Source organism: Cellulosimicrobium cellulans (assembly GCF_016907755.1).
In the GTDB taxonomy this organism is placed as follows: Bacteria; Actinomycetota; Actinomycetes; order Actinomycetales; family Cellulomonadaceae; genus Cellulosimicrobium; species Cellulosimicrobium cellulans_D.
Map to the genome: position 1 here is coordinate 434,743 of NZ_JAFBCN010000001.1, position 20,389 is coordinate 455,131.

At 73.8% G+C, this 20,389-nt stretch carries 20 protein-coding genes; 12 read left to right on the plus strand and 8 right to left on the minus strand.

What is annotated here, in order from left to right; genetic code table 11:
• The first annotated feature begins 31 nt into the window (after window positions 1-31).
• The 3 genes from JOE63_RS01915 to JOE63_RS01920 all read left to right on the plus strand — a co-directional run bounded on the left by JOE63_RS01915 (window position 32) and on the right by JOE63_RS01920 (window position 2,378).
• Window positions 32-1,462 (plus strand): MFS transporter, encoded by a 1,431-nt coding sequence (locus JOE63_RS01915; RefSeq protein ID WP_204538667.1) that lies wholly within the window; start codon window positions 32-34, stop codon window positions 1,460-1,462.
• Window positions 1,463-1,578: 116 nt separating this feature from the next.
• The gene (locus JOE63_RS21300; protein ID WP_275582754.1) at window positions 1,579-1,707 is read left to right on the plus strand and encodes a hypothetical protein; all 129 of its coding nucleotides are present in this window, start codon (window positions 1,579-1,581) and stop codon (window positions 1,705-1,707) included.
• Window positions 1,704-2,378, plus strand: a complete 675-nt coding sequence (locus JOE63_RS01920) for a hypothetical protein (RefSeq protein ID WP_087470500.1) — start codon at window positions 1,704-1,706, stop codon at window positions 2,376-2,378. The genes JOE63_RS21300 and JOE63_RS01920 overlap by 4 nt, the downstream gene beginning before the upstream one ends.
• Before the next feature lie 42 nt (window positions 2,379-2,420).
• On the opposite strand, the gene JOE63_RS01925 is transcribed toward JOE63_RS01920, so the two are convergent.
• From JOE63_RS01925 to JOE63_RS01950, 6 genes are all read right to left on the minus strand, one after another.
• Window positions 2,421-3,449, minus strand: coding sequence for a DUF2510 domain-containing protein (locus tag JOE63_RS01925; protein WP_087470501.1), 1,029 nt, complete (start codon window positions 3,447-3,449; stop codon window positions 2,421-2,423).
• Window positions 3,450-3,595: 146 nt separating this feature from the next.
• On the minus strand, window positions 3,596-4,951 hold the full coding sequence (clpX, locus tag JOE63_RS01930) for an ATP-dependent Clp protease ATP-binding subunit ClpX (protein WP_087470502.1): 1,356 nt from the start codon (window positions 4,949-4,951) through the stop codon (window positions 3,596-3,598).
• A 90-nt stretch (window positions 4,952-5,041) separates the two neighbouring features.
• Window positions 5,042-7,855, minus strand: coding sequence for a cation-translocating P-type ATPase (locus JOE63_RS01935; protein ID WP_087470503.1), 2,814 nt, complete (start codon window positions 7,853-7,855; stop codon window positions 5,042-5,044).
• 70 nt (window positions 7,856-7,925) lie between these two features.
• Window positions 7,926-9,119, minus strand: a complete 1,194-nt coding sequence (gene zapE, locus JOE63_RS01940) for an AFG1/ZapE family ATPase (protein WP_204538670.1) — start codon at window positions 9,117-9,119, stop codon at window positions 7,926-7,928.
• Between the two features lie 9 nt (window positions 9,120-9,128).
• Window positions 9,129-10,073: a permease prefix domain 1-containing protein gene (locus tag JOE63_RS01945; RefSeq protein WP_087470505.1), complete on the minus strand. Its 945-nt coding sequence runs from the start codon at window positions 10,071-10,073 to the stop codon at window positions 9,129-9,131.
• Complete coding sequence (locus tag JOE63_RS01950) at window positions 10,070-10,414, minus strand: PadR family transcriptional regulator (RefSeq protein WP_087470506.1); 345 nt, start codon at window positions 10,412-10,414, stop codon at window positions 10,070-10,072. The genes JOE63_RS01945 and JOE63_RS01950 overlap by 4 nt, the downstream gene beginning before the upstream one ends.
• A 118-nt stretch (window positions 10,415-10,532) precedes the next feature.
• On the opposite strand from JOE63_RS01950, the gene JOE63_RS01955 reads away from it, so the two are divergent.
• On the plus strand, window positions 10,533-11,243 hold the full coding sequence (locus tag JOE63_RS01955; protein ID WP_087470507.1) for a metal-dependent transcriptional regulator: 711 nt from the start codon (window positions 10,533-10,535) through the stop codon (window positions 11,241-11,243).
• A 119-nt stretch (window positions 11,244-11,362) separates the two neighbouring features.
• Here JOE63_RS01955 and JOE63_RS01960 read toward each other — a convergent pair whose 3' ends face one another.
• Complete coding sequence (locus JOE63_RS01960; protein ID WP_053369073.1) at window positions 11,363-11,989, minus strand: superoxide dismutase; 627 nt, start codon at window positions 11,987-11,989, stop codon at window positions 11,363-11,365.
• Between the two features lie 147 nt (window positions 11,990-12,136).
• On the opposite strand from JOE63_RS01960, the gene JOE63_RS01965 reads away from it, so the two are divergent.
• The 3 genes from JOE63_RS01965 (at window position 12,137) to JOE63_RS01975 (ending at window position 13,593) form a co-directional block, all read left to right on the plus strand.
• Window positions 12,137-12,493, plus strand: a complete 357-nt coding sequence (locus JOE63_RS01965; protein WP_087470508.1) for an iron chaperone — start codon at window positions 12,137-12,139, stop codon at window positions 12,491-12,493.
• A gap of 69 nt (window positions 12,494-12,562) precedes the next feature.
• Window positions 12,563-13,000 carry an alternative ribosome rescue aminoacyl-tRNA hydrolase ArfB gene (gene arfB / locus JOE63_RS01970; protein ID WP_204538672.1) on the plus strand — a complete coding sequence of 146 codons (438 nt, stop codon included), beginning with the start codon at window positions 12,563-12,565 and terminating at the stop codon, window positions 12,998-13,000.
• Between the two features lie 173 nt (window positions 13,001-13,173).
• On the plus strand, window positions 13,174-13,593 hold the full coding sequence (locus tag JOE63_RS01975; RefSeq protein ID WP_047233433.1) for a VOC family protein: 420 nt from the start codon (window positions 13,174-13,176) through the stop codon (window positions 13,591-13,593).
• Here the strand turns inward: JOE63_RS01975 and JOE63_RS21590 are convergent.
• The gene (locus tag JOE63_RS21590) at window positions 13,590-14,273 is read right to left on the minus strand and encodes a helix-turn-helix transcriptional regulator (protein WP_204538676.1); all 684 of its coding nucleotides are present in this window, start codon (window positions 14,271-14,273) and stop codon (window positions 13,590-13,592) included. The two genes, JOE63_RS01975 and JOE63_RS21590, sit on opposite strands and share 4 nt — an antisense overlap.
• Before the next feature lie 231 nt (window positions 14,274-14,504).
• On the opposite strand from JOE63_RS21590, the gene JOE63_RS01985 reads away from it, so the two are divergent.
• From JOE63_RS01985 to JOE63_RS02005, 5 genes are read left to right on the plus strand one after another with little or no spacing between them, the layout of a single operon-like run.
• The gene (locus JOE63_RS01985; RefSeq protein ID WP_204538678.1) at window positions 14,505-16,331 is read left to right on the plus strand and encodes a fatty acyl-AMP ligase; all 1,827 of its coding nucleotides are present in this window, start codon (window positions 14,505-14,507) and stop codon (window positions 16,329-16,331) included.
• A complete protein-coding gene (locus JOE63_RS01990; protein ID WP_087470512.1) occupies window positions 16,328-16,594 on the plus strand; it encodes an acyl carrier protein in 267 nt (88 codons plus the stop codon). Before JOE63_RS01985 ends, JOE63_RS01990 begins: the two co-directional genes overlap by 4 nt.
• Entirely contained in the window at window positions 16,591-17,568 is a 978-nt protein-coding gene (locus JOE63_RS01995; RefSeq protein WP_204538681.1) for a 3-oxoacyl-[acyl-carrier-protein] synthase III C-terminal domain-containing protein, read from the plus strand. Before JOE63_RS01990 ends, JOE63_RS01995 begins: the two co-directional genes overlap by 4 nt.
• Window positions 17,565-19,040 (plus strand): preATP grasp domain-containing protein, encoded by a 1,476-nt coding sequence (locus tag JOE63_RS02000; protein ID WP_157759527.1) that lies wholly within the window; start codon window positions 17,565-17,567, stop codon window positions 19,038-19,040. Before JOE63_RS01995 ends, JOE63_RS02000 begins: the two co-directional genes overlap by 4 nt.
• Window positions 19,037-20,353 carry a type III PLP-dependent enzyme gene (locus tag JOE63_RS02005; protein WP_087470514.1) on the plus strand — a complete coding sequence of 439 codons (1,317 nt, stop codon included), beginning with the start codon at window positions 19,037-19,039 and terminating at the stop codon, window positions 20,351-20,353. The genes JOE63_RS02000 and JOE63_RS02005 overlap by 4 nt, the downstream gene beginning before the upstream one ends.
• Window positions 20,354-20,389 lie beyond the last annotated feature (36 nt).

A 20,389-nucleotide genomic window follows, 5' to 3' on the forward strand; every position in this document is an offset into this window, starting at 1 on the left:
GGGGCCGACGGGGCCCGGAGGAGGACGCTCGATGTCGGACGCATCGAGGCGGGGGTGGGCCCTCGGGCTCATCGCCACCGCACAGTTCATGGTCATCATGGACACCTCGATCATCGGGGTGGCCCTCCCACGCATCCAGGAGGACCTCGGCTTCTCGCCGGGCAACCTGTCGTGGGTCTTCAACGCCTACGTCGTCGCGTTCGCCGGCCTCCTGCTTCTCGGCGGCCGGCTCGCCGACCTCTTCGGCGCGCGCCGCGTCTTCACGATCGGCTGGGCGGTGCTCCTGGTCGGGTCCGTCGTCGCCGGGGCGGCCGACAGCGTCGCCGTCGAGCTCGTCGGCCGCATCGTCCAGGGCGCAGGCGCGGCACTGGTCGCCCCCGCCGCGCTCACCCTGCTGATGTCGATCTTCGGATCCAGCCCGCGCGAGCTCACCCGGGCGCTCGCTGTCTACGGTGCCGCGGCACCCGCGGGCGGCACCGCCGGCGTCTTCCTCGGCGGACTCATCACCGAGTACGCGAGCTGGCCGTGGGTGTTCTGGATCAACGTGCCGATCGCGGTCCTCGTGCTCGCCGTCACGCGGGTCCTGCTCCCTGCCGGGTCGCGGACCCGCGGGTCCGTCGACGTCGTCGGCGCGCTCACCGTCACGGCGGGCCTCGGCGCCCTCGTCTTCGCGGTCGTGCGAGCCCCCGAGGTCGGGTGGGGAGCGGTGCAGACCTGGCTCGTGCTCGGCGCGGCGCTCCTGCTGCTCGCCGGGTTCGTCGTCAGCCAGGCGCGGCGCAGCCAGCCGCTCGTGCCGCTGCGGATCTTCCGGACGCCCAACCTCGGCGCGGCCAACCTCGCCCAGGCGCTGCTCGGCGCCGCCTGGGTCGCCATGTGGTTCTACCTCAACCTGTACCTCCAGCAGGTCCTCGGGCTCGGGGCGTTCGCGTCGGGCGCCGCGCTCGTGCCGATGACCGCGCTCGTCATGGTCGGGATGGTCGCGCTCGCCCCGCGCCTCATCGCGCGCTGGGGCAGCAAGGCGCTCGTCGTCTCCGGCCTGCTCGTCCTCGCGGTCGGTCTCGGGTGGCTCTCGTTCGTCCGGCCCGACGGCGCGTACGCCGTCGACGTGCTGCCCGCGACGCTCGTCGCGGCGCTCGGCATGTCGCTCGCCTTCATCCCGTCGCTCGGCACCGCGATCTCCAGCGCCCCGCCGCAGGACGGCGGCCTCGCGTCCGGGATCGTCAACACGAGCTACCAGGTGGGCTCCGCGCTCGGGCTCGCCGCGATGACGGCCGTCGGAGCGGCGTTCGGGGCGACCGCGAGCGACGACCTCGTCGCGCTCACCGAGGGGTACTCGGCAGTCTTCCTCGGGGCCGGGGTCATCGCGCTCGTCGCGGCGCTCCTCAGCGCGGTGCTGCTCCGCACGCCGCCCCGCGCCGCGGCCGGCGAACCGGCGCGCGCGAGCGAGACCGTCGGCGCGTGAACCGCGCACGACCCGCCACGGGCGGTCGCGAGCCCGGCTCGTGACCGCCCGCCGCGTGTGCGGCGACGACGACGCCCGGGTTCGCCTCCCGCGGCCCGGCGCGCGATCATGCGTTCATGACCGCGACGCCGCTCGCCACCGCCGAGGTCTGCACCGGCCCGGACAGGAACCTCGATCCGGCGCCCGCCGCCGCGCCGCACGTCGTCCAGGTGCGCGAGCGGCTCTCCCGCGACGTCCGGCCGTGAGCACGGTGCCCACCCGCCCCGACGGTCCGCCCGAGCCGGGGACCTGGAGGCCCGACGGCGACCGGCCGCTCGTCCTGCGGCTCGCGGAGCGACGGCCATTCGTCCTCGTCCTCGGGCTCGCGCTGATGGCCGCGGCCGTGCTCGTGGTGCGCCAGGTCGTGCTCTACCCGGAGTCGGTGCGGGTGTCCGTCGCGGTCGCGGTGGTGCTCCTGACCGTCGTCGTCGCGTTCCTCGGCGGGCTGGGTGTCTTGACCGTCCGGGCCTTCGTGCGGGCGCCACGACAGACCATGACCGTCGGCCCCGACGGACTGTCGCTCGGCGCCGGCACCCTGCGGCTCGACTGGGCAGACCTGGAGGCCGTCGCGGTCCACGTCGACGCCGTCCGGCCCGCGAGCACCCACCTCATGCCCAAGGGCCCCGCCAGCTCGGTCACCCTCTCGCTGCTGTGGTGCCCGCGTGCCGAGACCGACGACGCCGGTCGCCCCGCGCCGCTCGCCCGCCTGGTGCTCCCCGAGCCGTTCACGCACGAGCGCCTGCTGTCGTCCGTCCCGTTCACGGCCGACCTCGACGTCCCCGTCGCGCGCGACCTCGACACCGCCCTGCACCACTTCGCCGGCCCGGCCTACCGCCCCCCGGTGCTGCCTGGGGAGAACCGTGGTGGCGCGAGGTAGAGCCGTGGTTGGCCGAGGTAGAGCTGTGGTCGCGCGGAGCGGCTACTGGGCCACGACGAACACCTCGTCGGCGAACAGCCCAGGTGTCACGCGGACCAGGCCGGCGTCGCCCGCGGGGACGGCGATGACGACGTTGCCGGTCGTCGTGCCGCCGTTGTACAGCTCGTCGAGACCCAGCTCTGGCTCCGGCACGACGGCGAACGAGTCGTACGAGCCGAGGACCTCGCCCGTGCTCGTGACGTAGTCGATGGTGACCTCCATCGCAAACCCCGACTCCTCGCCCGTGTACGCGACGGTCGCGTTGATCAGGGCGTAGGTGGATCCCTCGGGCGGCGGCTCGTTGAACTCGTTGGCCGCCATCACGGCGTCCGTCGCGTCGAGCTGGACCGAGTTGATCGTGACGTCGAAGTCGTCGCCGCTCACGACGGTGCCCAGCGGCACCGGGTTCTCGCGGCTCCCGGGTTCGTCGTCGGCCTCCTCCGGCTCGGGATCGGGTGCTTCGGCGTTCTCGGTGCCCTCGCTCCCGGTGTCCGTCTCCTCGGACTCAGGAGGGGAGACCGAGACGTCGGAGTCGCCGAACGCCTCGTCGACGGAGTCGCTCACCACCGTGAGGAACACGACGAAGCCCACGACCGTCCCGACGACGGAGAGCACGAGCGCCGTGATCACCGGCCACTTCTTGCCCCGGAGGAAGAAGCCGACGATCGCGAGGACGAACGCGACCGGCAGGAGCACCCACCCGACGATGAGCGCGCCGGGGACGCACGCGAACACGAAGCCGACCACGGCGACGGCGAGGGCGACCCAGCCCAGCGGGTGCGGCTTCGTCGCCGGTGGCTCGACCGCCGTCTGCGGGGGAGCGGAGAAGTGCGCCGCCCCGCCGGTCCCGCCTGGCGCGGTCGCCCATCCGGTCCCGCCCGGCGCGGTCGCTCCGCCGGTCCCGCCGGGTGGCGCACCTGCTGCGGGGGCAGTCTGCTCGGTCCACCCCGAGCCGTCCCAGTACCGCTGCGTGCCGGTACCCGTCCCGTCGTCGTACCACCCCGGTGCCGGGGTCCCCCCAGGTGTGCTCATCCTTCGATGATCGGCACCCGTCCAGGATCCGTCGCGCCGAGCCACACGATTCACCCGTCGGCGCGCGCCAGCTCCGAGCCCCCAGAGTTGTCAGCAGGTTCTCGCGCCATGGCGCGACGACGTGCTGACAACTTGACGACCGCCGGTCAGGCGGACTTCTCCCGCGGGGTCCGCGACCGTGCAGCAGTCGTGCGCGGCACGATCGTGGGGTTCACGTTGTCCAGCACGACCTCACGCGTGATCACGACCCGCTCCACGTCATCACGAGACGGCACGTCGAACATCACCTGCTGCAACACCTCCTCCATGATCGCCCGCAACCCCCGCGCCCCCGTCCCGCGCAACAACGCCTGCTCCGCGACCGCCTCCACCGCACCGGAGGTGAACTCCAGCTCCACCCCGTCGATCGCGAACATCCGCTGATACTGCTTCACCAACGCATTCCGCGGCTGCGTCAGAATCCGCACCAACGCCTCCGCATCCAACGCCGACACCGACGCGATCACCGGAAGGCGCCCGATGAACTCCGGGATCAACCCGAACCGGTGCAGATCCTCCGGACGCACCTGCGCGAACAGATCCTCCCCCGCACCCGTCTCGATCGGCGCACCAAACCCCACACCCCGCTTACGCGCCCGCGCCGCCACGATGTCGTCCAACCCCGCAAACGCCCCCGCCACGATGAACAACACGTTCGACGTGTCCACCTGGATGAACTCCTGATGCGGATGCTTCCGACCACCCTGCGGCGGCACCGACGCCGACGTCCCCTCGATGATCTTCAACAACGCCTGCTGCACACCCTCACCCGACACATCACGCGTGATCGACGGGTTCTCCGCCTTCCGAGCCACCTTGTCGATCTCATCGATATAGATGATGCCCGTCTCAGCCTTCTTCACGTCGAAGTCCGCCGCCTGCACCAGCTTCAACAAGATGTTCTCCACGTCCTCACCGACATACCCCGCCTCGGTGAGCGCCGTCGCATCCGCGATCGCAAAAGGCACGTTCAACATCCGCGCCAACGTCTGCGCCAGATACGTCTTACCCGTCCCCGTCGGACCGATCAACAGGATGTTCGACTTCGCCAGCTCCACGTAGTCCGGGTCGTCGGTCGCGGGGGCGTCGCCGGCCTCCTCGGCGGCAGCGGCGGCGCGGACGCGCTTGTAGTGGTTGTGCACCGCGACGGCCAGGGCGCGCTTGGCACCGTCCTGCCCGACGACGTAGCGGCTGAGGTGCGCGAAGATCTCGTGCGGCGTGGGGAGCGGACCGTCGCCGGTCACGACGTCCTGCGACGCGCTCTCGGCCTCGCGGTCCTCCTCGACCATCTCGAGGCACAGCGCCACGCACTCGTCGCAGATGAACACGCCCGCAGGCCCGGCGATGAGCCGCTTCACCTGGCGCTGGGACTTGCCGCAGAACGAGCAGGTGAGCGCGTCCGCCGCGCGAGGTCCGCGCTGGCCGCGGGGGGCGCCGTCGTCGGTGCCGTCGGAGCGTGCCACGGGGGCCTCCAGTCGGTGGGGGTAGCGGTCGACTGCGGCCGATCGTAGCCCGCGCCCACGACACCCCGGACGACCGCCCCGGGTGAGGCCCTACCGTGCGCGGACCGGCGCGACGACGTCGAGCACGTCGGCGGGCCTCGCACCTCCGGCGGCACGACGGCGCGCGGCGACCCGGCGCAGCCACTTGTCCGCCTCCACGACGAGGGGGACGACCAGGGACACGACGAGGCACGCCAGCCACTGGCCCGACGTGAGGCTCGTCGTCTCCAGCAGCTCCTGGACGATGCGCGACTCGACCATGAGGAGCGTCAGCACGACCGGGACCGTGAAGATGAGGAGCGCCTTGAGCACCGGGGATGCGAGCCCGGACTCCGGGTCACGGCGCATCGCCAGGCCGCCGAAGACCGACCCGAGCGCCATGACGACGAACGCCATCGTCACGGGCACGGACGGGCCGTCGGAGCGCATCTCGCCCGGGGCGAGGAGGAGCGTCGTGAGCGTGACCCCGAACAGGACGCCGCCGTAGAGGAGCCAGCGGCTCACGGCGTGCGGGTTCGTGATCGTGACCTTCGGGTCACGCGGCGGACGGCTCATGAGCGCCTCGCTCGGCGGGTCGAGCATGATGACGATCACCGGGAACAGGGTGACGAAGAAGTTGAGGAACAGCACCATGAGCGGCGAGAGCGGCACGCCGTCGTTGATGTCGAAGACGCTCGCCGTGAGGAACAGCAGCACGAGGCCGAACAGCCCGGCCATCTGGTACCGCACGTAGGACACGATCTTCTCGTAGATGCTGCGGCCGAGGCGGATCGCGGTGACGAGCGTGCCGAAGTTGTCGTCCGTGAGGATCATCTTCCCGGCCTGCTTGGTCACCTCGCTCCCGGAACCCATCGCGACGCCGATGTCGGCCTGCTTGAGGGCGGCGGCGTCGTTCACGGCGTCGCCCGTCATGGCGACGACGAGACCCTCCTGCTGCATGAGCCGCGCGAGGCGGAGCTTGTCCTGCGGCGTGACGCGCCCGAACACGTGCAGGTTCGGCAGCGCCGCGAGGAGCTCGTCGTCGGTCATGGCCTGGATGTCGGCGCCCGACGCCGCGCCCGGCCCGAGCCCGAGCTCCTTGCCGATCGCCGCGGCCGTGATCGCGTGGTCGCCCGTGATCATGCGGACGTCGATCCCCGCGCCGTGCGCGACGCGCACCGCCTCGACGGACGAGGGCCGCAGCGGGTCGATGATGCCCACGAGCCCCACGAACACGAGGTCCGTCACGAACGACATCGGGTCGGCCTGGACCTCGGGCTCCGGCACGTCGAGCCGCCGCACCGCGAAGGCGAGGACACGCAGCCCCTTCTCCGACAGCTCCCGGTTGGCCGCGAGGACCTCGTCCCGGGCCTCGTCGATCGGGACGACCGTGCCGTCGGGCCGCAGCACGCCCGAGCAGCGCGCGAGGACGACGTCGGGCCCGCCCTTGACGATCCCGGCCAGGCGCGTCTCGCCCTCCACGGGCACGTGGTGGAACGTCGCCATGAACTTGTAGTCGGAGTCGAACGGCACCTCGGCGACGCGCGGGTACGCGCGGCGCGTCTCTTCGGCGTCCACGCCCATCTTGGCCGCGAGCACCACGAGCGCGGCCTCGGTCGGGTCCCCGACGACGTCCCCCGCGTCCGACACCGTCGCGTCGCTGTCGAGGCACAGTCCGTAGGCCAGGTACGTGAAGTCGGGAGCGGGGCTCCCGGCCGCGTGCCGGATGGTGCCCTGCTTGGCATAGCCCTCGCCGGCGACCGTGTACCACTCGCCGCGGAAGTACAGCGACCGCACGGTCATCTGGTTCATCGTGAGCGTGCCGGTCTTGTCGGAGTTGATCGCGCTCGTCGCGCCGAGCGTCTCGACGTCCGTGAGGTTCTTGACCACGGCCTTCGCGGCCGCGAGCTGCTTGGCCCCGTACGCGAGCATGCCCTGCACGAACGTCGGCAGGCTCGTGGGGATCGCGGAGATCGCCATGGAGATGCCGAGCAGCAGCAGGGCGGTGAGGCTCTGCCCGCGCAGCAGGCCGATGATCACGATGATCGCGACCGCGCCCCACGCGACGATCCCGAGCACCTTCGTCAGCGAGTCGAGCTCGCGCTGCAGCGGGGACCGCGCGGTCTTCACCGTCGAGAGCATCGTCGCGATGCGACCCATCTGCGTGCTCATGCCGGTCTCGGTCACGACGACCGTCGCCGTACCGCGCGTCACGGACGTGTTCTGGAACGCCATGTTCACGCGGTCGCCGAGCGCGACGTCGGCGGAGCGCAGCGCGGGCGCCGACTTGCCGATCGGCGCGCTCTCGCCCGTGAGCGCGGCCTCCTGCGTCTCGAGCGTCGCCGACCGCAGGATGCGCCCGTCGGCAGGCACGATGTCGCCGGCCTCGAGCTGCACGACGTCGCCGACGACGAGGTCGACCGCGGGCACGCTCGCGACGGACCCGCCGCGCACGACGCGTGCCTGCGGCGTCTGCGTGCGGGCGAGCGCGTCGACCGTGGCGCGCGCCTGGATCTCCTGGCGCGTGCCGAGCACGACGTTGAGCACGACGAGCAGCGCGACGATCACGCCCACCGGGATCTCCCCGATGACGACGCTGACCACCGCGACCGCGACGAGCATGATGTTCATCGGGTCGGCGAGCTGACCGAGCAGGATGCGCCACCGGGACGGCGGCGGCTCGGCGACGATCTCGTTGGGGCCGTCGCGGTCGAGCCGCGCACGGGCCTCCGCGGCGGTGAGGCCGTCGGCCGCGTCCGACCCGAGGGCCGCGAGGACCGCTGAGGCCTCCTGGGCGTACCAGGCCGGGGTGTCGGCGGTCTCGGGGCCGGACGTCGTGGGGGTGCCGGAGCCGTGCAGGCCGGTCTCCGGGGCCGTAGCGCTCATGGCCGGATCATGGCACCGACGGTGGGCGACGGCGCGCGGAACGGAGACGGTCCGTCCGGCCCGTCCGGTGTCAGCCCGCGAGCAGGAGGAGGCGGCTCGTCATCCGGAACGCGTCCGGCCGGTCGGGGAGCGCGCCCCGGAACGTCGCGAGGTCGTGGGGGGAGGTGACGACGAGCTCGACGTCGGCGTCCACGAGCACGTCCACGACGGCGATGAACCGCTGCTGCGCCTCGCGGTCAACGTCGATGAGGAGCGGGACGTCCGTCACGACCCAGCGGCCGAAGCGTGCGGCCCAGTCGAGGTACTCGAGGGTCGAGGTCGTCCGGCCCGCCAGGTCGTCGAACGTCACCCAGAGCTCGGGGACGCTGTCGCGCGCCTCGCCGTCCGCACGCACCGCGGTGACGTCGAACGACCTCGTCCCGGTACGCACGACCGCCCGGGACCCCCGGTCGGGGGCGACGAGCCCGCGGTCGGCGAGCTGCGCCGTCGTACCGGGATGGAGCCACGATCCTGCGCCGAACCCCGTGCGCCCACGGCCGCCGAGCGCCCGGTAGTCCGTCGGTCCGGCGAGCTCGACCACGTCGAGGTGGGCCCGCAGGAGCGCGATGCCCGGCTCGGCGAGGTGGTGCCAGAGCGGGTTCGGCAGGAGCGTCCCCGGCTCGTAGTTGGACGTCGCGAGCACGACGACCCCCGCCTCGAACGCCCGGCGCAGGAGCCGGGTGAGCAGGGTCGCGTCGCCGGTGTCGTGGAGGTGCAGCTCGTCGAGGTAGAGCAGCGTCGTCCCGCGCAGGAGGTCGTCGATCGCCGCGTCGACCGTCCCGGGGCGCGGCGCCGGCGAGTCCTCCGGCGCGGCGGCCGCTGCCGGGTCCGGGGTGGGCGGCGCCGGGCGGGTGCGCCACCCGCGCGTCGGGCCACCCTGCCCGACGGCGGGGCGCGGTCCGGCGAGGGCGCTCACCCGCTGGGCGTGGATCGCCGCGTGCAGCTCGCGGAACAGGTCGTACACGTGCACGCGTCTCGCGGCGCCGGCAGGGAGCTCCTGGGCGAGCGCCGCGAAGAACGCCCCGGCGAGCCACGACTTCCCCCGCCCCGCGGGCCCCCACACGTACAGCCCGCGGACGGGCCGCCGTCGGGCCCCGACGAGCTCGCCGCCGAGCCGTGCGAGCCGGTCGAGGAGCGCGGACTGGCGGGCGTCGAGCGAGAACCCCTCGCGCGCGGCGGCCGCCTCGACCGCACGCCGGGTGCGATCGAGGCGTCGGCTGGTCACCGGGTCAGCCTAGGCGCGGCGACCGCGCAGAGTCTTGACCCAGACGTCGATGACGTCCCAGGCCGCGATGACGAGGGTCCCGGCGATGATGGCGTTCGAGAGCCAGGCGAGCGAGTCCCCGCCGGTGACCTCGAGGAACGCCGGGTTGACGAGGCGGTCGGCGCTCGCGAGCCACACCACGGCGCCCGCGAACAGCGCGCCGGTGATCGTGTTGACGACCGCGAGGCCGACGGTCCACTGGCCGCGTGCGTACACGAGGATCGTGAGCACGATCTCGGCCGCGACGAGCGCGACGAGCACGCCGGTCCAGGCGGGCCACAGGTCGGGGTGCAGCACGGGGACCGCGGTGCCGTCGGGACCCCGGTAGGTCGCGACGTTCTGGAGGAGCAGCACGGCGGCGACCAGGACGAGCAGGCCGACCGACACGACCGTGTCGACGAGCGTGACCTCCCGGGGCGCGCGCTCGGTCGGGAGGCGGTCGACCGTCCAGGGGCCCGTGAGCTCGTCCTGGCTCCGCGGGGCGCCGTAGCGCTCGAGCAGGACGAAGACGAGCGTCGTCCAGAACGCGATCTGGAGCGCGACCGAGGCGGTCGTCCAGATGCCGCTCCAGATGGCCGACCCGACGGCGTCACCCTCGACGAGGCCCGTCGTGAGCACGATCGCCCCGGGGATGAGGCTGACCCAGAGCAGGACCTTGAGGAGGCGCAGCCAGTCGAGGTAGAGCGTGGGGCCGACGAGGTAGAGCGGCCGGCCGGCGAGGTCGGCCGCGAGGCGGTCGGGGTCGCCGAGGTCGTTGAGGACGTCGGTCTCGGCCCGCGCCGGGTCGGTGCCGGCCTCGACCTTGGCCTCGACGGCGTCGGCGACGGACGCGCGCAGCTCCTGCTCGAGGTCGGCGTGCTGGTCGGTGGGGACGCGGCGCAGCGTGGCGGCGACGTAGCGGTCGGTGAGCGTCATGACGTGCCTTCCTGGGAGTCGATGGTCCGGAGGCTCTGCGCGATGGCGAGCCACTCGTCGAGCAGGTCGCGGGCGAAGCGCTCGCCCGCGGGGGAGGTGCGGTAGAACTTGCGCGGCCGCGCCTCGTCGGTGTTCCACTCGCTCACGAGGAGGCCCTGCTTCTCGAGCCGGCGCAGGAGCGGGTAGAGGGTGTTGGCGTCGACGGGGACGCCCGCTGCGGCGAGCGCCTCGAGGAGCCCGTAGCCGTAGCCGGGCGTGCGCAGCAGCAGCAGGCTCGCGACGACGACGGAGCCGCGACGCACCTCCTGGCTGTGCCCGGCGTAGATCTCGGGATCGGTCATGGCTCACACCATAGTGTGTGACACACAGTATGTGCAACAGGCACATCATCGTGTCGACCCGGGAGCGCTAGACTGGAACGGTTCCAGAGAAGAGTGCGTACCTGCCGCGGGAGGCCGAGTGACCGACCTGATCGACACCACCGAGATGTACCTGAAGTCGATCTACGAGCTGCAGGAGGAGGGGATCCCCCCGCTGCGCGCGCGGATCGCCGAGCGCCTCGGGCACTCGGGGCCGACCGTCTCCCAGACCGTCGCGCGCATGGAGCGCGACGGCCTCGTCGTCGTCGGCGGCGACCGCCAGCTCGAGCTCACGACGCTCGGACAGCAGACGGCGGTGCGCGTCATGCGCAAGCACCGCCTCGCCGAGCGGCTCCTCACCGACGTCATCAAGCTCGACTGGGAGCAGGTCCACACCGAGGCCTGCCGCTGGGAGCACGTCATGAGCGACCTCGTCGAGCAGCGCCTCGTCGCGCTCCTCGACCACCCCGCGCACGACCCCTACGGCAACCCGATCCCGGGCCTGCGCGAGCTGGGCGAGGACCTGCCGGAGGTCGAGTACCTCGACGGCGTCGTGTCGCTCACCGCGCACCTCGCCGCCCACGGCGTCGGGCCTGACGGCGAGACGCGCGTCGTCCTCCAGCGCATCGCCGAGCCGGTCCAGGTCGACGTCGAGCTGCTCGCGCGTCTCGCCGAGGCGGGCGTCTTCCCGCGCCGGACCCTCGTCGTGACGGTGAACGACGGCGTCGTCACCGCGTCGGGAGACGGCGCGGAGACCGTCCTCGACCTGCCCGACGACGTAGCCCGCCACCTCTTCGTCACGGCGGACTGAGCCCCGCCGCGGGTCCGGCAACCCGCCGAGAACGAGGTTGGTCCCGTTATCCGGTGGATAACGGGACCAACGTCGTTGTGGTGGGGGAGCAGGGTCGTGCTCGCCCGGGGGTGGCTTCGTCAGGCGGGGACGATGAGGCCGGCGGTCTGGGTCTTGGCGCGCTGGAGGCGGGCCTCGGCGTCGGACCAGTTGACGAGGTTCCACCAGGCGGTGACGTAGTCGGCGCGCACGTTCTGGTAGTCGAGGTAGTAGGCGTGCTCCCAGACGTCGAGCAGCACGATCGGCGTGAGGCCGAGGGTGAGGTTGCCCTGCTGGTCGTAGAGCTGGACGGTGACGAGCTTGGAGCCGATGGAGTCCCAGGCGAGGATGGCCCAGCCGGAGCCCTGGACGCCGGCGGCGACGGCGGCGAACTGCTTCTTGAAGGCGTCGAAGGAGCCGAAGTGCTCGTCGATCGCGGCGCCGATCTCGCCGGTGGGCTCGCCGCCGCCCTCGGGGGAGAGGTTGGTCCAGAACGCGGAGTGGTTGACGTGGCCGCCGAGGTTGAACGCGAGGTTCTTCTCGTGCAGGTTGATCGCGGCGAAGTCGCCGGTCTCGCGGGCCTCGGCGAGCTTCTCCAGGGCGGTGTTCGCGCCGGTGACGTAGGCCTGGTGGTGCTTGGAGTGGTGCAGCTCCATGATCCGCCCGGAGATGTGCGGCTCGAGCGCACCGTAGTCGTAGGACAGCTCGGGGAGAGTGTAGACAGGCATGGTTCCTCAGGTTCCTTCCGTCGGTATGCAGCCACGCTAGGACCTCGACCACGGTTGAGGTCAAGGTGGGCGCACTGTGATCTTGCAGGTCGGACGGACCGTCCCGCTCGCCGAGCGGTCCGCCGCGGGCGGCGGGACGATGTCCCGATGGGGACCGTCACGGACTACCTGGCCGGCGTCGACGAGCCGGACCGCGCGACGCTCGCACGCGTCGTCGAGGTCGCGCGCGACGTCGTGCCCGACGCCACCGAGGGCACGAGCTACGGCATGCCCGCACTGCTGTACCGCAGCAAGGCGCTGCTGAGCGCCATGGCGTCGGCGAAGCACCTCGCGGTCTATCCGTTCAGCCCGGCCGCGGTGACCGCCGTCGAGCCGCGGCTCGACGGCTTCTCGCACGCGAAGGGGACCGTCCGGTTCTCGAGCGACCACCCGCTGCCCGACGACGTCGTCCGCGACCTCGTCGCGGCACGCGTCGCGGAGATCGACGCGCAGCTCGACCGCTGAACGGGTGCCCGCGCGGACGGCGACGCGAATCCCCTGGGCCGCGCGGGCGCCGTCGGGCACGATGGACGGATGCCCGACGACGCCCGCCCCGGCCTGCGCGTGACGACCACCCTGGTCGTCCCCGAGGCAGGGCTGTCGCGGCGCTTCTCGCGCTCGTCCGGGCCGGGCGGGCAGGGCGTCAACACGACGGACTCGCGCGTCGAGCTGTCGTGGGACGTCGCGCGGTCGGCGGTGCTCACGGAGTCCCAGCGCGCGCGGCTGCTGGACCGCCTGGGCCGGCGGCTCGTCGGGGGCGTCGTCACCGTCGCGGCGTCGGAGCACCGGGAGCAGCGGCGCAACCGCGAGGCCGCGCGGACGCGGCTCGCCGCCCTGCTGGCCGACGCCGTCGCCCCGCCCGGGCCGCCGCGGCGCGCGACCCGACCCACGCGGGGCTCGGTCGAGCGCCGGATCGGCGCCAAGAAGCGGCGGACCGACGTCAAGCGCCTGCGCCGGCCGCCACAGGACTGACCCGGGCCGCCGCCGCTCGCCGAGCACGACCTCACGCGCGGTCGAGCACGACGTCGCTGTCGTTCTCGGCGTGAGAACGCCAGCAACCCCGTGCTCGGCGGGAGGGCCGGTGATCGGGAGGGCCGGTGATAATGCCGTGCCGCGTGGCCGGAGGGCGTGGCAGGGTCGCGACCATGACCTCTCGCATCTCCCACACCACGTTCGACGCGCGCGACTCCTACGCGCAGTCCGTCTTCTGGGCCCAGGTCCTCGGGTACACCGACGTGCCCGGCGACCCCAACCTCCCCGGTCACGAGGAGTGCATGATCATCCCGCCGGCCGACGCCGCGACGCCCGTCGAGAGCCGGGGGCACGTCCTGTTCGTCGAGGTGCCCGACGACAAGGAGCTCAAGAACCGCGTCCACCTCGACCTGCGGCCCACGGACCGCACGCGCGAGGAGGAGGTCGAGCGCGTGCTCGCGCTCGGGGCGACGCAGGTCGCGGACCGGCGCACGCCCGACGGCGGGGGCTGGGTCGTGCTCGCCGACCCGGAGGGCAACGAGTTCTGCATCCTGCGCAGCGACGCCGAGCTCGCGGCGGCGGCCGCGCGCTAGCGGTCCGTGATCCGGATCCAGCCGCGCTGGGCCGCCCGGGCGCCGGCCTCGAACCGGCTCGTCGCGCCGAGCCGGCCCATGAGCCCGGCCGCGTGACGTCGGACCGTCCGCGGCGACACCCCGAGCCGCGCGGCGACGGCGGTGTCGGTCTTGCCCTCGGCGAGGAGCCGCAGCAGCGTGTCCTCGCTCGGGGCCAGCGCGTCGTCGGCCGCCCGCGCCCGGCCCCACTCGGACTCGGCGAGCGCTCGCAGCGCGAGGACGGCGTCGCGGTCGGTCACGGCCCGCGTGCGGTCCGGGCGGGCGACGAGCACGACCGTGTCGTCGAGGGCGACGAGCGACACGGGCAGCGTCGGGGCCACGCGGTGCTCGACGGCGGGTCCGTCGCGAGGGTCGTCGGGCGCCGGGTGCTCCGTGGCGGGTGGCGTGGTGTCGAAAGGACCCTCGTCGAGCGCCTCGTCGTCGGTCGGCCCGTCGTCGAGGGTCCCGTCGCGCGGCGGCTCGACCGTCACGACCCGGAGGCGTGCCTCGCGCCGAACCTGCTCGCGGACCCGCGACCAGAGGGGGTCCGGGTCGTGCCCGCTGCCGTCGTCGAGGACCAGGACGTCGCGCGCGCGGCGCAGCGCGACGGCCCGCGCGGAGCGCCTGGCGCCGAGGACCGGGTCCCGCTCCGACGACGTCACACGGGGTGACTGTAGCCGACCTCCTCGGGGGTGCCGAGAGCCGTCCCGGCGACCGGACCGATGTGACGAACGGGGAGGTCAACGGGTATTTGTCCTCTTCCGGACACGTCCGATTTGTTTACACCGCGCTCGTCCGCTGCCAGGCTTCCCCCGGACCGCCGGGTCGGGCTTCGTGCTGCCCGGCGTCCTACGTGCCGGGGCGGTCCCGGCGCCGGTGACAGAGGGGGCCACATGGGCGCGCAGCCGGACGACCTGACCCTCGTGGACCTCGTCCACGAGCACGCACGGGAGCGACCGGACCACGCCGCCGTCGTCGTCGTGCCGGAGGTGGGCGAGCGGCGCACGCTGACCTACGCCGGGCTCGACGCGCAGGCGGCGGCGCTCGCGGCCGACCTCGCGGACCGGCACGGGCCGGGCGACCGCGCCCTCGTGCTCTACTCGGCCACCGCGTCGTTCGTCGTCGGGATCGTGGCCTGCTTCTACGCGGGCCTGATCCCCGTCCCGTCCCCGCTCCCGGGCGGGCAGGCCTACCAGCGCGAGCGCGTGCGCGGCATGCTCGTCGACTGCGACGCGGCCGTCGTGCTCGTCGACCCGTCGGCCGCGACCGAGACCGCGGAGTGGGCCGAGCCGCTGCGGCGCGCGGACGGCGGCCCCGTCGTCGTGACCGTGGTCGACGGCGCCACGGGCGGCCCGGCCCGGCGCGGCCGCCCGGGCCCGCAGGACGTCGCGTTCCTGCAGTACACCTCCGGGTCCACGAGCAGCCCCAAGGGCGTCGTCGTCACGCACGCGAACGTGCTGCACCACCACGACGCGTTCACGACGACCCTCGGCCTCGTCCCGGAGGACGTCTTCTGCAGCTGGCTGCCGGGTTACCACGACTTCGGCCTCGTCGGGATGCTGCTCGTCCCCCTGGGCCTGGGCGCGACGGCCGTCATCGTCCCCTCCACGGCGTTCCTCAAGCGCCCCGTCCGCTGGCTCTCCGCGATCACCGAGACCGGGGCGACCGTCACGGCGTCGCCGAACTTCGGCTACGACCAGTGCGCGCGGCGCGTGCGCGACGACCAGCTCGCCGAGCTCGACCTCACCCGGCTGCGCTGGGCGCTCGGCGGGGCCGAGCCGGTGGACCCTGCCGTCCTGGACGCCTTCACGCGCCGGTTCGAGCCCGTGGGCTTCCGCGGGTCGGCGCACGGCCCGGGGTACGGCCTCGCCGAGGCGACGCTGACGGCGACGTACCCGGACCGCCGCCTCCCGCTCGTCATCACCGCCGACGAGGCGGCGCTCGCCGACGGTCGCCTGGTCGTGCTCGAGGAGGCGTCGTTCCTGTCTGCCCTCCCGGACCCCGCGGCGCAGGGCCGGGGCAGCGTCCCGGGCGCGCGGCTCGTGTGCTGCGGCCCGCCGAGCGGGGTGGAGCTGCGCCTCGTGGACGACCAGGGCGTCGAGGTCCCGGACGGCGCGGTCGGGGAGGTCTGGCTGCGCGGCGGCACCGTCGCGGCCGGGTACTGGGGCGACGCGGCGGCGGGCGCGACGGCCGAGACGTTCGGCGCCGTCGCCGCCGACGGCACGGGCCCGTGGCTGCGGACCGGGGACCTGGGGGCGCTGCACGGCGGGCAGCTCGTCGTCACGGGCCGGATCAAGGAGCTCCTCATCGTCGCCGGGCGCAACCTGTACCCCTACGACCTCGAGCGCGAGCTGCGCCGCCTGCACCCCGGGGCCGACGGCCGTCCGGGCGCGGTGTTCGAGGCGGAGGGGCTGCCGGGCACGCTCTGCGCGGTCCAGGAGTTCCGGCCCACGCCGGGGGCCCGGCTCGACGGCGCGAGCGCCGAGGACGAGCTGGACGCCGTCGTGCGCCAGATGGCCTCCCACCTGGCCTCCGTCTCGGGCGCCGCGGTGCACGACGTCGTCCTCGTGCGTCCCGGCCAGGTGCCGCGGACCACGAGCGGCAAGATCCAGCGCGGTCGGGCGCGCGACCTGCACGGCGCGGGCGACCTCGCCGCGCTCCACTCCCTGCGCGCGTCCCGCGACCGCGCGCGCACCGAGCTCGCAGGGACCCGCTCATGACCGCACCGCTGCCCGACTCTCTCGACGACCTCGTGCTCCGGCACGTCGCCACCGCCCTGGGGGTCGCGCCCGCGGACGTCGACCCGGCGGGCGACCTCGCCGGGCTCGGCCTCGGCTCGGTCCAGGTGCTGGCCCTGCTGGGCGACCTGGAGGACGCGCTCGGCGTGGACCTGGACCCGGAGGCCGTCGTCGACAACCCGACGCCCCGGGCGCTCGCGGAGCATCTGCGCAGCGTCGTCGACGCCCCCGGGACCGCGGCATGACGACCCTCGTCGACGTCGGCGCGCACGTCCCCGCGACGCGCGTGCCCATCCGCGACCTCGCGGACGAGCTGGGCCTCGACCACCTCGAGCTGGGCGTGTTCGAGCGGTTCTTCGGGCTGCGCGAGGTGTGCACGGCGCCGGACGAGAGCCTCACCGACCTGCTCGTCGCCGCGGCGCGCGCCGTGCCCGGCCTCGCGGGCAACGAGCACCGCGTGCGGTACGTGCTGGGCGCGCGGACCATCGCGACGGTCGCCCCGGTCGGGGTGAACCCCCTGCACGACGCCGCGGACCGCCTGGGGCTGGACCACGCGGTCGTGTGGACCCTCACCCAGCACGCGTGCGCGTCCGCGCTGCTCGCGGTCGACGTCGCCGGGCGCCTGCTGGCGGCCGACGGCGACGCCGACGCGCTCGCGCTCGTCCTCACCGGGGAGAAGGCGTTCAGCCCCGGGTCCCGCCTCATCGAGGGCACGACGATCATGGGCGAGGGCACGGCGGCCGTCCTCGTGGCGGCGGACCCGACCGGTGGGGTCTCCGCGCGGGCGGGCAGCCCGGTGCTGTCCTACGCGACGCGCACCCTGGGCGAGTACCACCAGGTCCCGCTCCCGGAGGACCTGGCCGCGCCGTTCGGCGTCGCGTACACCGAGGTGCTCGCGGAGGTCGTGGTCGAGGCCGTCGAGCGCGCGGGCCTGACGCTGGACGACCTCGCGCTCGTCCTGCCGCACAACGTGAACCGCGTGTCCTGGCGGCGCCTGTGCTCGCGCCTCGGGCTGCCGATCGCGCGCGTCCGGCTCGACGACGTGCCCGTGACGGGCCACTGCTTCGGTGCCGACTCGTTCATCGGCTACGCCGCCGCGCGCGCCGAGGGCCGGCTGCGCCCCGGCGACCCGTTCCTCATGGTGGCGGTCGGGCTGGGTGCCACGTTCTCCGCCATGGTCCTGCGCTACGCGCCCCACGAGACGGAGGAGCCCGCATGACGGTCGAGCAGGTGGCGGAGGCCGCCGCCCCGGACGCTGCCCCGGATGCCCTGAAGGCGGACGGCACCGAGCCGTTCCTCGCGCGGACCAAGCGCGCGCTCGCGGGCGCGCCCGACGCGCCGCTGGTGCTGCTCGGGAACTTCGAGGTCGAGGACGCGTGGGCGGTCGGGGAGGTCGGCCTGCCCTCGGTCGGGGGTGCGTCGGCGACGGCCGCGCTCGTCAACCGCATGGACGAGCTCGCGCTGCTCCTCGCCGGCCCCGACGACCACGTCGTGCTCAAGGCCGAGCCCGACCCGGACCACCTCGCCCACCTGGACGCGCTCGGCGTCGGGCTCCCGACCGTGCACGTCGCCGAGTCGAGCGACCCTCTGCGCACCGTCACCCTCGACGCGCTCGACTCGCCCGCGCTGCTCGCGCGCCTGCGCGACCTCGCGGCGGACGGCGTCCGCCTCCTCGCGCACGGCACGTCGGCGGCGGAGGAGGACCTCGCGACCGCGACCGGCCTGCGCTCGGTGCTCGTCGACGCCGCGACGACCAAGGCCGTCAACAGCAAGGTCTACAGCCGCGGGCTGTGCGACGAGCTCGGGATCGAGCAGGCGCGCGGCTGGGCGTGCCGCACCGTCGAGGACTTCGAGCGCGCGTGCGCCGAGGCGGCGCGGCTCGTCGCGGACGGCGCGACCGTGGGCGTCAAGGACGCGTACGGCGTCTCCGGCAAGGGGATCCTCGTCGTGGACGACCCGCGCCGTCTCGACCAGCTCGTGCGCATGGTCGCGCGCCGGGCCGCGCGCTCGGGCGACGACCGTCTCGCCGTCGTCGTCGAGGTCTGGGCGGACAAGGCCACCGACCTCAACTACCACTTCACGGTCGCGCAGGACGGCTCGGTCGCGTTCGACTTCGTCAAGGAGGCGATCACCGAGGGCGGTGTCCACAAGGGCCACCGCATCCCGTCGCGCCTGCCCGCGGTGCAGGTCGACGCGCTGGCCGAGCTCTCGGCCCGGCTCGGCGCGCGCCTCGCGGCCGACGGCTTCCACGGCCTCGTCGGGGTCGACGCGCTCGTGCGCACGGACGGCTCGCTGCTGCCGGTCCTGGAGATCAACGCGCGCAGCAACATGTCCACGTACACCGTGCCGCTCCAGGAGCGGTTCCAGCCGGAGGGGTGGGTCGCGCTCGCGCGGCAGTACCCGCTCGTGCTCGACGCGCCGCTGCCGTTCGCGGCGCTCCACGACGTCCTCGGCGACCTGCTCCCCGGCGCGCCCGGGCAGGCGGGCCTCGTCGTCCAGGGCACCGGCACCGTCAACGCCGGCGCGTCGTCCCCGACCCCGGGCGGCACGTTCGCCGGCCGGCTCCACGGCCTCCTCGTCGCACCCGACGAGGAGGCGCTGACCCGCCTCGACCGCGCCGTGACGGAGCGGCTGGCCGGGCGCACCACCGCAGGACCGACCGCGGACCCGACCGAAGGAGACCCCCGATGACCGCGACGCCGAGCCGGCCGACGCCCGGGAGCGCGGACCTCGCCGCGGTCGCGGAGGAGTTCGGCACGCCCGTGTACGTGTACGACGGCGACGTGCTCGCCGCGAACTACCGCGCGCTGCGCGAGCGGCTGCACCCCGCTCTCGGGATCTTCTACTCGCTCAAGGCGAACCCGAACGTCAGCATCTGCGGGCTGCTGCACTCGCTCGGCGCGAACGCCGAGGTGTCGTCGCTCACCGAGCTGCGGACGGCGCTCGCGGCGGGGGTCGCGCCGCAGGACGTCCTGTTCCTCGGGCCCGGCAAGAGCCGGGACGAGCTCGTCGCGTGCCTCAACTCGGGCGTGCGGGCGATCATCGTCGAGTCGCTGCCGGAGCTCGCGCTGGTGGACGAGCTCGCGCGCGCGACGGGGCGCGCCGCGCGCGTGGTGCTGCGCGTCAACCCGTCGTTCTCCGTCAAGGGCTCCGGGCTCACGATGGGCGGCAAGCCGCGCCAGTTCGGCATCGACGAGCAGCAGCTCCTCGACGCGCCGGACCTGTGCGCCGGGCTCACCACGGCCCGCGTGGTCGGGGTCCAGGTGTACATGGGCACGCGCATCCTCGACGAGGGCACGATCGTCGAGAACACGACGCGGATCTTCGAGCTCGCGGAGCGGCTCGCGGACCGCCTCGGGTTCCCGCTGGAGCTGGTCGACGTCGGCGGCGGGCTCGGCGTCGCGTACTTCGAGCGCGAGCGCGACCTCGACGTCGAGGTCCTCACCGCGGCGCTCAACCCGGTGATCGAGGCGTTCGTGCAGCGGCACCCCCGGACAGACCTCGTCATGGAGCTCGGCCGGTACCTCGTGGCGCTGTGCGGCACGTACGTGGCGCGCGTGCGCTACGTCAAGGAGTCGATGGGCGAGCGGTTCGCGGTCGCCGACGGCGGCACGAACCACCACATGGCGGCGGTCGGCATCGGCTCGTTCGTCAAGCGCAACTTCCCGATGCGCAAGGTGGGCGCCGCGTCCGGCGCCGAGGACGTGCCGTGGAACGTCACCGGCCCGCTGTGCACGCCCAACGACACGATCGGCAAGGCCGTCCCGCTGCCGGCCGACCTCGCGGCGGGCGACCTCGTCGCCGTCGACCGGTCCGGCGCGTACGGCGCGACGGCGTCGCCCGTGCACTTCCTCAGCCACGGCTACCCCGCGGAGGTGCTGACGCTGGGCGACGAGACGTTCCTCGTCCGGCACGCGGACACGCCGGACGACCTCCTGGCCCGCCAGGTCTTCCACGACCTCGGCGCGCGCATCGCCCCGGCCGAGGCCGTCGCCGCACCCTGACCCGCCGGCCGGCCCGGCCGACACCGACCCGTCAAC